10 protein-coding genes are annotated in these 14,270 nt (G+C 50.4%); 3 read left to right on the plus strand and 7 right to left on the minus strand.

The genetic code is table 11. From position 1 onward, the window contains the following. Both ACCW76_RS14985 and ACCW76_RS14990 read right to left on the minus strand, forming a co-directional pair. Window positions 1-984 carry a substrate-binding domain-containing protein gene (locus tag ACCW76_RS14985; protein WP_038645532.1) on the minus strand — a complete coding sequence of 328 codons (984 nt, stop codon included), beginning with the start codon at window positions 982-984 and terminating at the stop codon, window positions 1-3. Window positions 985-996: 12 nt separating this feature from the next. Beyond that, entirely contained in the window at window positions 997-1,827 is an 831-nt protein-coding gene (locus ACCW76_RS14990) for a DeoR/GlpR family DNA-binding transcription regulator (RefSeq protein ID WP_034825836.1), read from the minus strand. A 578-nt stretch (window positions 1,828-2,405) separates the two neighbouring features. Here ACCW76_RS14990 and ACCW76_RS14995 point away from each other — a divergent pair. Then, complete coding sequence (locus ACCW76_RS14995; protein ID WP_436339003.1) at window positions 2,406-3,479, plus strand: DUF1176 domain-containing protein; 1,074 nt, start codon at window positions 2,406-2,408, stop codon at window positions 3,477-3,479. Window positions 3,480-3,563: 84 nt separating this feature from the next. Here the strand turns inward: ACCW76_RS14995 and ampH are convergent, their stop codons facing one another. The 3 genes from ampH to tal form a co-directional block, all read right to left on the minus strand. Next, the gene (gene ampH / locus ACCW76_RS15000; RefSeq protein WP_038645536.1) at window positions 3,564-4,733 is read right to left on the minus strand and encodes a D-alanyl-D-alanine-carboxypeptidase/endopeptidase AmpH; all 1,170 of its coding nucleotides are present in this window, start codon (window positions 4,731-4,733) and stop codon (window positions 3,564-3,566) included. Window positions 4,734-4,878: 145 nt separating this feature from the next. Further along, entirely contained in the window at window positions 4,879-6,888 is a 2,010-nt protein-coding gene (tkt, locus tag ACCW76_RS15005; protein ID WP_436339004.1) for a transketolase, read from the minus strand. Between the two features lie 69 nt (window positions 6,889-6,957). Then, a complete protein-coding gene (tal, locus tag ACCW76_RS15010) occupies window positions 6,958-7,908 on the minus strand; it encodes a transaldolase (RefSeq protein WP_045814871.1) in 951 nt (316 codons plus the stop codon). A gap of 319 nt (window positions 7,909-8,227) precedes the next feature. Between tal and maeB the strand changes: the two genes are divergently transcribed. Further along, window positions 8,228-10,507 carry an NADP-dependent oxaloacetate-decarboxylating malate dehydrogenase gene (maeB, locus tag ACCW76_RS15015; RefSeq protein ID WP_436339006.1) on the plus strand — a complete coding sequence of 760 codons (2,280 nt, stop codon included), beginning with the start codon at window positions 8,228-8,230 and terminating at the stop codon, window positions 10,505-10,507. Window positions 10,508-11,259: 752 nt separating this feature from the next. On the opposite strand, the gene ACCW76_RS15020 is transcribed toward maeB, so the two are convergent. Then, window positions 11,260-11,733 carry a hypothetical protein gene (locus tag ACCW76_RS15020; protein ID WP_436339007.1) on the minus strand — a complete coding sequence of 158 codons (474 nt, stop codon included), beginning with the start codon at window positions 11,731-11,733 and terminating at the stop codon, window positions 11,260-11,262. A 216-nt stretch (window positions 11,734-11,949) separates the two neighbouring features. Between ACCW76_RS15020 and cui the strand changes: the two genes are divergently transcribed. Then, complete coding sequence (cui, locus tag ACCW76_RS15025; RefSeq protein WP_436339008.1) at window positions 11,950-12,480, plus strand: colicin immunity protein Cui; 531 nt, start codon at window positions 11,950-11,952, stop codon at window positions 12,478-12,480. A gap of 17 nt (window positions 12,481-12,497) precedes the next feature. Here cui and ACCW76_RS15030 read toward each other — a convergent pair whose 3' ends face one another. Continuing rightward, window positions 12,498-13,859: a colicin-like pore-forming protein gene (locus ACCW76_RS15030; protein WP_436339009.1), complete on the minus strand. Its 1,362-nt coding sequence runs from the start codon at window positions 13,857-13,859 to the stop codon at window positions 12,498-12,500. Window positions 13,860-14,270 lie beyond the last annotated feature (411 nt).

The raw sequence follows: 14,270 nt of genomic DNA on the forward strand, positions 1-14,270 counted from the left end.
TTACAGCCCCATTTTCACCAGTTTTGGCAGGTTTTCTTTATCCAGACTTTCGGTGTTGTTGCCGAGGATGGTGTGGGTCGCCTCGTCAACTTTCACTTTGCCCAGACCGTCGATGGTCATCCCATCGGTGATGGGTTCTTTCTTCTGCATCATGTCGGCGATACGCACGAACACTTCGCCTGCGGTTTCTGGGTTCCAGATGTAGCCGCCTTTGATCGCGCCACGCTGCACCAGTGAAGCCCCCTGGCCTGGGCTGAAGGCACCAATCACGCACACCTGATCAATCTTGTTGCGGTTCATCACCGCACGACCGGCACCGATTGGACCCTGTGAGCCGAACGCCATAATGCCTTTCAGATCCGGGTACTTGGACATCAGTTCGTTAGTGGTACGGATGGAGTCATCCAGCGATTCACCCACGCCGAACTTGTCGGTCACCATCTGCATTTTTGGATAGTGCTCTTTCTGGTAGTTCAGCGCGGCATCGGTCCACTGTTGGTGCAATGGCACCGTCAGGCTGCCAACGTACATGGCGTATTTGCCTTCTTCATGCATGCATTTCGCCAGTGCTTTCATATGGTTGATGCCATGCGTCGGGGCATCTACCAGTTCGAAGTCCCAGTTCGCGCCTTTCTGATCCGGTGATTCGTGGGTGATAACCTGAATGCCAGCTTCACGCGCACGTTTCAGCACCGGCTCCAGCACTTTCGGGTCATTCGGTACCACACCGATGATGTCGACTTTCTGCGCAATCAAATCTTCAATCGCACGCACCTGCAGCGCAGGGTCGGCGGCGGTTGGGCCCACCATCCATGCATCAATGCCGCGTTTTGCCGCTTCACTCTTGATGCCCGCTTCCATGGCGTTAAACCACGGAATACCGCCAATTTTCACCACGATGCCCATGCGTAATTTGTCAGCAGCGTGCGCGCCGGTGGCGGCAAACAGGGCAAGCAGAGAACAGGCGATAAGATGTTTTTTCATAAAGACTCCGGATTAATTTTTTATTAGCTGCATTGAATTGTTGCGCTGCGAGCAATCAATAATATTGACGCCGTTCCAGGCTAATTCTTGTTCCAGCTCTTTGTCTTTTAATTGGTCAGTGATGAGAAAGTCCACATCGCGATAATGACAAATACGCGCGAATGAGGGCCGCAGGAATTTACTGGCGTCCAGCAGCAGATGTTTTCTTTCTGCTGCCAGTAGCATCTGTTGTTTTAAATGTGCGTTGTTTTCGTTACCTTCACGTAAATAACCGTCATTGCCTAAACTGCTACAGGAAAAAAAGATTTTATTAATCTGAAATTCCCGTAAAGGCTGCTCAGCGACAACACCGTGGAAATCTTCATAACGGTCAGAATATTCTCCCCCCAGACAGATGGTGCGGATACTTCCCCGCGCCGCAAGGGTTTGCACAATTCTGATAGAGTTAGTTAACACCGTTAATTCAATATCTGGTAGCTGTCGCGCTAAATACCAGCAAGTGGTGCTACTGTCGAGTAATATACAATCGCCGGGGCTGATGAAATCGAGTGCACGTTTGGCTATCGCCATCTTTGCATCTACATGTTCATTCATGCGCTGGCGGAAAGATAATTCATACTCGTTAACACCCCTCGTATTCCCCTGAATGTTAGCGGCTTGTCGTTTTGCTGGTACCGCACCGCCGTGGCTGCGTTGTAATAGCCCACGTTTCTCCAGTTGAGTTAAATCACGGCGAATGGTTTCTTGCGAAACCTGACACAACGTGACTAATTCAGCGACAATAACCCGACCATTTAAATTTAGTTCGTCAATAATTCGCTGCTGTCTTTCAATCGGCAACATGACTTCCCTCCGATGGCTATAAAGTACTGGATACCGCAGCGGGAAAATGTGGACTGCGCACGAGTCCGCAGTGGTCAAAATGCCCGGCGACGTTAGAGTGATATGGATCAAATTTTTATGTAAATGAGATATCTATTTTTCATGTAATAGAGATCTGATTCACATAAACACGCGTGTTAGCGCTAAATCGAGGGATCGGTAGCAAACAATTATTACCGTATGAAAACACCTTATCATGACCGAGTATGACCGTTTGTGTGTATTTGACCGAATTGTGATGTGCGCTAAATTGTTTTTAGCCAAACCCTCTTTGACGGCATGACGTCGAGCGGACGGAGGTCTTACCCAGACACATGCTTTCAGACAAACATGACGCCATAGTCCGACGAATCCGATTGAGCGGAAATCAGTCGAAACGGATGATGGAATTCTTGCTTCTCCAGCCTCAGATCGCCCTCAGGCGACGGCTTTTTCAGCAGTGAGTACCGCTTTTAGGGCCAGGTCACAGTTTCGGCCTGCTGATGACCTTTCCGTTACGCTATGATTTCTTTTCAAGGAATTTGGGGACCTTTTTTTTGATGTCTTATTGGATGAAGTCGCTGCTTTTATTGCCCTTTGTGTTTGTCGCGTGCGTTCAGGCTGAGCCACTGCAAAAGTCATTTTCTGACTGGCAGCTCACCTGTAACAACGCGGCTTTTTGCGTGGCACGCAGCTTTCCGGGAGACAACGGATTAGTGATGACCCTCTCACGCGGCGCTGGCGTTAACGATCGCCCGCTGCTGCGTATTGATTACGGCAGCGCGTACAGTGGAGAGCTGCCCGGCGGATCGTTAAAGGATAATTTACTGCTGGATCAGCGTCGCCTGACGCCGGACCTCAAACACTGGAGCGTGGAGCCACATCATCTTGCAACCAGTAATGCCATTGCTATCGACGAATTTCTGGCGCAAACGCTGGATGCCCATATTCTGCAACTGACCTATCAGGCTAAAGCCACTATCCCACTCAGCGGCATGAAGGCGGCGCTATTGTTGATGGATGACGTTCAGGGGCGGGTAAATGGTGCCAGTGCCTGGGTGAAGCGGGGCGATCGCGCGCCATCGGACGTTCCCCCTGCGCCGCAGGTACCGCAACTGCCCGCTCCCTTACCGCAGCCAGCGCCGTTAACTCAGGAAGAAACCAGCGGTCTAATTGATTACGGTACCTGGCGGGTTAACACCGACAACTGTTCGCTCGATCCGCTCAGGCGAGAAGTGAGTGTGGCGCCGCTCACCGACACCAAAGCGCTGCTTTTAATCAGTTGTGAAGCCGGTGCCTATAACGTGATTGATTTGGCCTTTGAGGTGACGCGTAGCCAGCCTTACGTGGCGCGCGGGCTGACGTTGACCTTGCCATTCACGCCACCAGGACGCAGTGACAATCAGATGGAGTTGGTGAATGCTGAATTCGATGCCAGCAGCGGTTTGCTTTACACCTTCAGTAAAGGCCGCGGTCTGGGAGATTGTGGTGTCGCCACGCGTTGGCAGTACGACGGAAATGACTTTGTGCTGGCAGAGTATGCTGAAGAGAAAACCTGTGACGCATGGCATAGCAGTGATCATTGGCCCACGCTGTGGGTCAGCCAAACTCAGAATGCCGTTCAGTCGGATTAATGGCGCGCTGGCTGCTGAGGGCGCATCAATGCGCCCTCTATCCATGCAGGGCCGCCATTGATGGCGGCCGCAACGCCTCATGATTTACCGGATGGCGTTAACCGTCATCGGCGAACCATTTTGATTGCCCACCAACTCCGCCAGCAGGTTATTCACGCCATCGCTCATCGGAGTGAAGCGTGACAGCGGTGAACGCGTCACCACCACAAATACCCCGACGTTATTCTGTGGCACCATCGCCATGTAAGTAATAAAGCCGCCGCCGCCGCCGGTTTTTTCGATAATCCCTGGACGTCCCTCTTTTGGCCCCATATAGACCCAGCCCATGCCTAAGGCATCGGCACGACCAGGCACATCCATACCTTCCACTTTGGTCAGCTGGTCACGGCGATAGATCAGCGTTTGCAGACGATCAACCTGCGGCGTGCGGTGATTGACCGCCGAGTTGAGGAATTGCTGCATCCAGCGGCCCATATCATCTGGCGTTGAATACACGCCACCGCTGCCAATCGCTGCCAGCGTGTTATTGCACGGACTGGCTCCTTTCTCAGGGATCATCAGGCGCTGGCACTGATCGGGGGATGGCGTAAAGGTGGTGTCTTTCATTCCCAGCGGACGCGTCACCAGCTGTTGCAGCAGGGCGGGATAAGGCGTGCCTGCCGCTTTAGCCAGCGCATCACTCAGCAGATCAAAGCCAAGATTGGAGTAGGAGGCCTGTGTTCCTGGCGTGGCTTTCAGTTGTGCACCCTGCAGCCACTGCCAGCGATCGGTTTTGGTTGGCCAGACAAACACCGGACGATGCGGTTTGCCGCCCGGCTGTTCACGCGGCAGGCTACCGGTATGGGTGGCGAGGTTGATCAGGCGAATCGGCTGACCGTTGTAATTCGGGACGCGTGCGCCAGCCGGAGCATACTTGCTTAACGGGTCATCAAGGCGAATCTGCCCACGTTCCGCCATTTTGACCATCACTTCGCTGGTCATCAATTTACTGAGCGAGGCGATGCGAATCACTGAATCGAGCTGAGGGCGCACGTTATTGCCAGGGCTGGTATCGCCAAAGCTAGCAAATACGCGCTGATTGCCATCAATCGCCACCAGCGCCATGCCGGTTGCGCCGCTGCCATAGAAGATATGCTCGGCATAACGATCAACGATCTGTGAGGCCAGCAGCGGATCGGCTACCGTCTGCGCCATGCTTTTTAATGGAAGCACTGAAACCATTAAGGCCAGTAAAAAAGGAGTACGTTTTTTCAACGGGAAAGCGTCCGCAACAGGATTCGGAGGAAAGCTTATAGTAATCAGTTTGTGCGAGGCGTGAAGAGGGAAGACAGGATTTTTTTCTGTATCAGGCTGTGATCAAAAAACGGCCCTCACGCCAAAAGACGCAGGGCCGAATCGATTAGTGCGGCTTGAGTAATGCTTCGGTATGGCTCACGATATTCTCCACCGTAAAGCCAAATTCCGGGAACAGCTTACCTGCCGGCGCAGACTCACCGAAGGTAGTCATACCGACAATCGCGCCATCCAGACCGACATACTTGAACCAGTAATCGGCAATACCCGCTTCAACGGCCACGCGCGCTTTGACGCCGGAAGGCAACACCGATTCGCGGTAGGCGGCATCCTGCTTGTCAAACACGTCGGTGCAGGGCAGGGACACCACGCGCACCTTGTGGCCGCTGGCCCCGAGTTTATCGGCCGCGCCCAGCGCGATTTCAATCTCAGAACCGGTGGCGATGATGATCGCTTCTGGCGTGCCCACGCAATCCTGCAACACATAGCCGCCTTTGGCGATATCGGCCACCTGTGCTTTGCTGCGCTCTGGCTGCAGCAGGTTTTGACGCGACAGAATCAGCGCGGTCGGGCCATGCTGGCGCTCAACGGCGGCTTTCCATGCCACGGCGGTTTCTACCTGATCGCACGGACGCCAGACGCTCATATTTGGCGTCACGCGCAGGCTGGCGAGCTGTTCCACTGGCTGGTGGGTGGGGCCATCTTCGCCCAGACCAATCGAGTCATGGGTGTACACCAGCACCTGACGCGCTTTCATCAGCGCGGCCATGCGCACTGCATTACGCGCGTATTCAACGAACATCAGGAAGGTGGCAGTGTACGGAATGAAGCCGCCGTGTTGGGCAATACCGTTGCCAATCGCCGTCATACCAAATTCGCGCACGCCGTAGTGAATGTAGTTACCGGCGATGTCTTCTTTAATCGATTTCGAACCTGACCAGATAGTGAGGTTACTCGGCGCAAGATCAGCTGAGCCACCCAACAACTCTGGCAGCAGCTTGCCGTACACTTCCAGTGTGTTTTGCGACGCTTTACGGCTGGCAATTTTTTGCGGATTGGCTTGGAGATCTTCCACAAACGCCTGAGTCGCCTCACGCCATTTCGCCGGCATCCCCCCATCCAGACGACGGCTGAACTCGGCGGCAAGATTCGGGTGTGCCGCTTTATAGGCAGCAAACTTCTCATCCCAGGCTTTCTCTCGCTGACTGCCCGCTTCTTTGGCATCCCACTGTTGATAAATCTCTTTCGGGATTTCAAACGGTGGATAGTGCCAGCCGAGTTTTTGACGGGTTAAGGCCACTTCCTGCTCGCCCAGCGCCGAGCCGTGTGACTCTTCTTTACCGGCTTTATTCGGCGACCCAAAACCAATGACCGTGCGGCAGATAATCAGCGAAGGCTTGTCGGTGACACTCTGCGCTTCTCTGATGGCGGCTGCGATAGCTTCCGGATCGTGCCCATCAATGCCTTCCGCACTGCCGACGACATGCCAGTTGTAGGCTTCGAAGCGTTTGTGCGTGTCATCGGTGAACCAGCCTTCGGTTTCACCATCAATTGAGATGCCGTTATGATCGTAGAAACCAATCAGTTTGCCGAGGCCGAGGGTGCCGGCCAGCGAGCTGACTTCATGTGAAATACCTTCCATCAAACAGCCATCGCCCATAAACACATAGGTGTAGTGATCGACGATGTCGTGGCCGGGACGGTTAAACTGCGCCGCCAGGGTGCGCTCGGCAATGGCCATGCCCACCGCATTGGCCAAACCCTGTCCCAACGGACCGGTGGTGGTTTCCACGCCTGGCGTATAGCCAATTTCCGGATGGCCAGGCGTTTTGGAATGCAACTGGCGGAAGTTTTTCAGCTCTTCCATCGGCAGGTCGTAACCGGTGAGGTGCAGCAGGCTGTATTGCAGCATCGAACCGTGGCCGTTGGAGAGGATAAAGCGGTCGCGGTCAGCCCACGCCGGATTGTTGGGATTGTGTTTGAGAACGTCGCGCCAAAGTACTTCGGCGATATCAGCCATTCCCATCGGCATACCGGGGTGACCGGAATTTGCTTTCTGTACCGCATCCATACTCAAAGCACGAATCGCGTTAGCCAACTCTCTGCGTGAAGACATAGGGTACTCCCTTGTGATTGGGCAATAGCGGACGGGCAGACGCCCGTCCGGCGTGAGAAGTTTGGTGATTTACAGGCGTGATGCCAGCACATCTTCCAGCTTCTGCTGGTCAATGGCGAATTGACGGATGCCGTCAGACAGTTTTTCCACTGCCATCGGATCCTGGTTATGTTCCCAGCGGAACTCGGCTTCAGAGAGCGGAGCAGGCTGATGGAAGCCTTCAGTTGAAGGCTCCAGCTTGCGTTCCAGCGGTGCATCGCTGTTTGCCAACTCTTCCAGCAGGTTAGGGGAGATGGTCAGGCGATCACAGCCAGCCAGCGCCTGAATCTGCTCAACCTTACGGAAGCTGGCTCCCATGATCACGGTGCTGTAACGATGCTTTTTGTAGTAGTCGTAGATACGACGCACGGATTTCACGCCCGGATCTTCATCCACCACATACGGGTCCAGCGGTTTACGTGAGTTGTACCAGTCATAAATGCGGCCGACGAACGGGGAGATCAGGAACACGCCCGCTTCGGCACAGGCACGCGCCTGCGCAAAAGAGAACAACAGCGTCAGGTTACATTGGATGCCGTTTTTCTCCAGTTCTTCAGCGGCTTTGATCCCTTCCCAGGTTGAGGCCAGTTTGATCAGGATGCGTGAACGATCAATGCCGTTCTCTTCGTACATCCGCACCAGTTTTTCAGCTTTAGTGACACACATGCCACGATCGAAGGAGAGGCGCGCATCCACTTCGGTCGAAACACGGCCCGGTACGCTTTTCAGAATTTCCATACCGAGGTTGATTGCCACTTTATCGCTGGCGTTAATGATTTGCGTCTCTTTGCTGCCGCCCTGTTTTTTCGCATAGTCGATAGCGTCATCAATCAGATGTTTATAAGCATCGAGACCGGCAGCTTTCAGGATCAACGAAGGGTTGGTGGTCGCGTCTTCCGGATGGTAATGGCGAATAGATTCGATGTCGCCGCTGTCCGCCACCACGGTGGTGAACTGTTTCAATGCATCTAGCTGGTTCATCGCTTAACTCCTTGATTAGCAATAATGTGGGCAAATGGGTCGTGCCCTTTCCTGTTGAGTCGTGGCTCAACACAGTGCTACAGACGTTGCACGAAGAAAATGCGTTTTCTCTGATTGTGGCGCTGAAGGGCATCTGTCACGGAAGGGGGTGCCTGATCGGTTCAGCTACGTGTTTTGCCATCATTAAGGATAGCAGGCTGCGCCAAAGCCGCAGGCGAAGCCGTGGCAATCTGTGCCCTCGTTCTTTGAGCGCCTTCACCCTCTTTTGTGCCGCAGATTCCTATACTGGTGGTTTTTCAGCCGTGCCAAAGGATGCCAAATGGACGATCAACTCAAGCAAAGCGCGCTCGATTTCCACCAATATCCCACTCCCGGAAAAATTCAGGTTTCCCCCACCAAACCGCTGGCGACGCAGCGTGATTTAGCGCTGGCCTATTCGCCGGGTGTGGCGGCACCTTGCCTCGAGATTGCTGCCGATCCGCTGGCGGCGCACAAATACACCGCACGCGGCAATCTGGTGGCGGTGATTTCGAACGGAACGGCAGTGCTCGGTCTCGGCAATATCGGTGCGCTGGCCGGTAAGCCGGTGATGGAAGGCAAAGGGGTATTGTTCAAGAAATTCGCCGGCATTGATGTGTTCGATATCGAAGTGGATGAGCTGGACCCGGATAAGTTGATTGAGGTGATTGCCGCGCTGGAGCCGACCTTTGGCGGCATCAACCTCGAAGATATCAAAGCGCCAGAGTGCTTTTACATTGAGCAGAAATTGCGCGAGCGCATGAAGATTCCGGTGTTTCACGACGATCAGCACGGGACGGCGATCATCTGTACTGCGGCGGTGCTCAATGGTTTGAGCATCGTGAAAAAGGCCATCTCAGATGTGCGGCTAGTGGTGTCTGGGGCGGGCGCATCAGCCATTGCCTGCCTGAATTTGCTGGTGGCGCTCGGCATGCAGAAGCACAACATTGTGGTGTGCGATTCCAAAGGGGTGATTTACCGCGATCGTGAACCCAATATGACGCCGACCAAAGCCGAGTACGCCATAGAAGATAAAGGCGCGCGTACGCTGGATGAGGTGATTGCCGGTGCGGACATCTTCCTTGGCTGCTCGGGTCCGAAAGCGATGACGCCAGAGATGGTGAAGAAAATGGCGCAGAACCCGCTGATTCTGGCGCTCGCCAATCCTGAACCAGAGATCATGCCGCCGCTGGCGAAGGAGGTGCGGCCGGATGCGATTATCTGCACCGGACGCTCGGATTTCCCGAATCAGGTGAACAACGTGCTGTGTTTCCCGTTTATTTTCCGCGGGGCGTTGGACGTTGGCGCGACGGCCATTAACGAAGAGATGAAACTGGCGGCGGTGCATGCGATTGCGGCCTTAGCGCAGGCCGAGCAGAGCGATGTGGTGGCCTCCGCCTATGATGATCAGGATCTGAGTTTTGGACCGGAATATCTGATCCCGAAACCGTTCGATCCGCGTTTGATTGTGCAGATCGCGCCTGCTGTGGCGAAAGCGGCAATGGAGTCCGGCGTGGCGACCCGGCCCATCGCTGACTTTGATGCCTATCGCGAGCAGCTCACCGAATTTGTGTATAAAACCAACCTGTTTATGAAGCCGATTTTCTCGCAGGCACGCAAAGATCCGAAACGCGTGGTGATGGCCGAAGGAGAGGAGGTGCGCGTGTTGCATGCGACGCAAGAGCTGGTGTCGCTGGGGCTGGCGAAGCCGATTCTGATTGGTCGTCCAAACGTGATTGCGATGCGTATTCAGAAGCAAGGGTTGAAGATTGAAGCGGGCAAGGATTTTGAGATCGTCAACAATGAGTCCGATCCGCGCTTTAAAGAGTATTGGAACGAGTATTACCAGATCATGAAACGGCGCGGGGTCACTCCGGAAACGGCCCAGCGGGCAGTGATCGGCAATCCGACCTTGATCGGTGCGATCATGGTGCATCGTGGCGAAGCCGACGCGTTGATTTGCGGCACCATTGGTGATTACCGCGAGCATTACGATGTGGTGGAGAAGGTGTTTGGTTTCCGCGACGACGTGAAAGTCGCTGGGGCAATGAACGCGCTACTGCTGCCGAGCGGTAACACTTTTATTGCAGATACCTATGTGAATGAAGATCCCAGTGCGGAACAGCTGGCGGATATCACGCTGCTGGCGGCCGAAACGGTGCGTCGCTTTGGTATTGAACCGCGCGTGGCGCTGCTGTCGCACTCCAGCTTTGGCACGTCTAATGCGCCAGGGGCGCGTAAAATGCGCGAGGCGTTGGCGCTGATTCAAAGCCGTGCGCCGGAACTGGAGATCGACGGTGAGATGCACGGTGATGCGGCATTGGTGGAGAGTATCCGACGTGAACTGATGCCCGACAGCCCGCTGAAAGGCACCGCGAATCTGCTGATTATGCCGAACGTGGAGGCGGCACGTATCAGCTATAACCTGCTGCGCGTGTCCTGTTCGGAAGGGGTGACGGTGGGGCCGGTGTTAATGGGGATTAGCAAGCCGGTGCATGTGCTGACGCGGATTGCATCGGTGAGGCGCATTGTGAATATGGTGGCACTAGCGGTGGTGGAGGCACAGACCGAGCCGTTGTGAAGAAAGGGTGCGGAGGGGTTACTCTGAATGCTAGTTGCTAGTTGCTAGTTGCTAGTGGTGCTGTGGTGCGGGCCTTTTAAGAACATCCACCGCGTAAATACGCCCTGATATTTTATTCTGACCATAGATGTCAATGATACTGACGGTAAGGTGGAAAATGCGAATTTGCAAATTCAGATCTTCACTGACGCTGTGAATTATGGGTTAGCCGCTAAAGGCGAAAAGTTGCTGTTGAAATTTTGGGGCATTAACCACGTGCAGTTAAATCGATCAATTTGAACGATGCGCCTGAACTCATCTAGCTAAGCCCAGTAGCTAGATGAGTTCAGGCGCATCTGTAGAGAAATAGGTTGAACTTGGATAACAAGTAATAAAAGAGGGGGGCAGAGGCGGTAGTCGAAAATGAGCAATCGAGTGAATCAGCAGAGTCTGAATCAGATAAGGGCATAGTATGAGTGAGATAGCCTCAAATACCGAAAACCAAAATAGCCAGGAACAGGTACAGCAACGCTTAGTTCGTAAGCATTAAGAATTGATTCCAGTTCATTTGTGCAAAGCGTGATGATTAATGATGACTAGTGTCAAGGTGGTGGAATTGGAAGCAAACACCCCCTGTGAGCCAGACATGTTGTACAACTAACAAACCGACAGTTTTAGCGATTATGTCTCGATAGAGATAACAGGCGTTAACAAGACTATCAATAGGCATTGCTCAATATTCCCCACGTTTTCAATCATGGCGTGGTTACGGCTCAGGCTAACGTAGTTTGGTGTGTAAACGTAGTCCATTCGTCTGTAGCCATAGACCATAGCAATAGCCGCATAGTCTCCACCTTTAGTCGTCCATGACCGGCAATCAGCCTGCGATCGTTCCATGCAATAAACGTACGTTCGGTGTCAGTGTCCAGTAATTCCTGGGGGTGTGTAATGAAGGTATTGTCATCGATTTTGGTTTCCAGCGTGCGGTTTGACGGGACATCCATCAAAACGATTTTCTGTCCATCCATCGTGACCGCACAGGATTCTGACGGGTCCAGACTGCCCATTTTTATGGTAAAGCGCTGTGTGTAGTCGGAGTAGCCAAACATTTCGTCTAAAGCGATGCGTACTTTTACTTCCAGCGATACAAGTGTGACGCGAACGGCGATACAAAATGTATTTGCGGCCATTTTGCAGTGTGTATTTACGGATGTGATCGACAATGGAGAAACGGTCCATAACGACACGAGCCCCCTTAGTGTTAATCATGCTTTAACCTCAAGACTTCCAATGCGACTAGGTTGCACAGACTCAATCGCAAGTGAGTAAAGGCATAATTTATAGTCGCTCAGGTACCATAGAGTTTGCGAATGGCAATTTACATATGTTAATTTAATGAAGATGCATTTTTTAATGGGCTAGTAGGGATTAAACGAGCTTAAATTCATAAGGAGATATTAACAATGAAAAAAGGTCTGAAACTATCAACTGCAAGCATTAATCAAAAATCAAAAAACTACTTCATATTGATTGGTATTTTACCATTATTTTTATTTTATTTCTTGTCTAAAATGATTCCCAGTTTAAGCATTTTCGGTGACTGGCTTAACGGCTTTCAAAACGTACCCGGTATGACATCAAGTTTTAATCTACCCCTGTCAAAGCTGATGGATTTATATTGTAAGACATCACCTTTGTGGGGTTTTATTTGGTTTGTGTTTACCTTCGACCAATTAAAGCAAAAAAAAATAACAAGAAAAATAGATCTGATAAAAGCTACTATGTCATGCATCGGATTTACAGTGGTTATTGCATATTTTTTCTACTTTGATAATTTTGAATTAACTTCCGCAGGAAGGCCTTTAAAATACTTGGCTGTAAGCGATATTACATTGCTTTTTATATATTCAGGATACTATTTTATTACGCTAATGCTTTCGTATTTCTCGTTTGCATTAATCATGTTTTGGATTATGCTGAAAAAAGGGCGGTAGTACCGCCCTAAACTTATTTAGTGAGCAGACTTAATGATTTCGTTGTTAAGTTTTTGAATGAGTGCATCGTCAATCAGTGATGATATGAATGCAGCTATAAGAATACCAAACAATGCAATCGCAGTGATAGGAATGCCAACTATTAAACCTAGCTGCGCAAGAGTAGCTGAGAAAATACCTAAAGCAATACTTGCAGCAACACCACTTATAACCCATGATTCGACTTCAAGCATCAAGGGATACCAGTTGCCGGTTTCTAAGCCGGTGTTAACTTTGACTATTACATTTTTAATCTTTTGTACAAAATCCAACACCTGAAAACCTTTTGATAAATTAGATAGATTATTTGAAATGGTTTGAGCATTGACTGCCTTCAATGCGTTATTTATCGCTTCTTTATCACTTTGATTAACTTTTAAATCAGGGTTTGTGAATATTTTATTTAGGGATGACATCGCGTCATTGATATTTCTTATGGATTTGCCACGGAAGTTTCTAATGTTACTTGAAATATCGTTGGATAAGTTTTTGTAATTAATGCTGAGAGATGCACTAATCTTGTCACCAAGAGTAATAATCATGTCGCTAGTTTTATCTAGTAATTCTTGGGTTGAAGATTCTTTATTTCTATTTAAATTTTTATTTATATCATTGGAAACCGCTGGGATTAATTCGGCCATTGTAACTTTGGCGCTATTTCCAATTTGTTTTTTGTAATCATGGCCGTTGCTACCACCAGAGTAAAATGATTTCCAAATTTTATCAGGCATTTGGCTATAGGCGTTTTGATATGCTTGATTGATTTGATTTTTAGCCGCTTCTTGCTCGGTTAGTTGCAATTCATTGATTTTCATAATCAGTTTTTGATATACAGTAGTGCGAGAAAAGGCCGTATTCTTATTTACAATATAATTGGACGTCAGAGCGCTTATGGCAGTATTAACCAAAGTGGTATCAATTGGTCCGGGACCTGACCAACTCCCACCTGCAAGATAATTTTCAACATTAATTTGTGTTGGTGATTTATTAATACTGTTACCTTTTGGTATGGGTTTTTTCCCCAGTTCGCTATTTAAAACGCGAGTGATGCCGCCCCATGGGTTATCAACCATAGATGAATTTGATACAGTCATGATGATCCCATTCATCATAGGTTGACCTTGTGGACTTATAATCACTTTTCCCCATGGGGTAAGGTAGTATTCCCCTGGTTTAGCAACTGACACATCAATTCTTGCTGCTATTCCTCCATTAAGACCAGGGCTTTTAGAATCGTTATGATTTTGAGATGGGCTACCTGAAAGACCAGACCCCCAAGGGTTATTTTCTGAACTCCAACCTGATTGATCCGATGCACCACCGTAGTTGAATCCCGGCATATTCTTATCCTTAGATTTATTTAAGTGAGCGCTCATCAAACGCGTATTAGGGGTCTCAAAAAACCCAATAATTATTAATCGCGCAGAGAGTTATTTAGTTTGTAACTGATTAAAATCAGTTAAGAAAACACTACAGTTTATCATTCAATTAGTCAATGGATGGAAAATTCGACTAATTGATGGTTTTGTAAGGTAATACTTACGTGCATTGAAGGGTAATAGTATCTGAAGGTTTATTTTACTGAGTGGAATTTAATGTTGATTGCGGTTTGTGATTTTAATCTCCTAATAAAGTATACTCGAGAGGCTTGGGGATTAAGATTTCATGAGGCTATCATCGAATTCAACTAGTTCTTTCTAAGATTTCTCTTGTAGGGTAAGTGCGCACGGTGCGCTCTCTATCGCTGGTGC

It is taken from the genome of Pantoea sp. C8B4, from assembly GCF_051336905.1.
GTDB classification, from domain to species: Bacteria; Pseudomonadota; Gammaproteobacteria; order Enterobacterales; family Enterobacteriaceae; genus Pantoea; species Pantoea rwandensis_B.

Coding starts and splice junctions, on each gene's coding strand:
- tal (WP_045814871.1), bottom strand. CDS start 7,908: ATGAACCAGCTAGATGCATTGAAACAGTTCACCACCGTGGTGGCGGAC.
- tkt (WP_436339004.1), bottom strand. CDS start 6,888: ATGTCTTCACGCAGAGAGTTGGCTAACGCGATTCGTGCTTTGAGTATG.
- ACCW76_RS14985 (WP_038645532.1), bottom strand. CDS start 984: ATGAAAAAACATCTTATCGCCTGTTCTCTGCTTGCCCTGTTTGCCGCC.
- ACCW76_RS15030 (WP_436339009.1), bottom strand. CDS start 13,859: ATGCCGGGATTCAACTACGGTGGTGCATCGGATCAATCAGGTTGGAGT.
- cui (WP_436339008.1), top strand. CDS start 11,950: ATGAAAAAAGGTCTGAAACTATCAACTGCAAGCATTAATCAAAAATCA.
- ACCW76_RS14990 (WP_034825836.1), bottom strand. CDS start 1,827: ATGTTGCCGATTGAAAGACAGCAGCGAATTATTGACGAACTAAATTTA.
- ACCW76_RS14995 (WP_436339003.1), top strand. CDS start 2,406: ATGTCTTATTGGATGAAGTCGCTGCTTTTATTGCCCTTTGTGTTTGTC.
- maeB (WP_436339006.1), top strand. CDS start 8,228: ATGGACGATCAACTCAAGCAAAGCGCGCTCGATTTCCACCAATATCCC.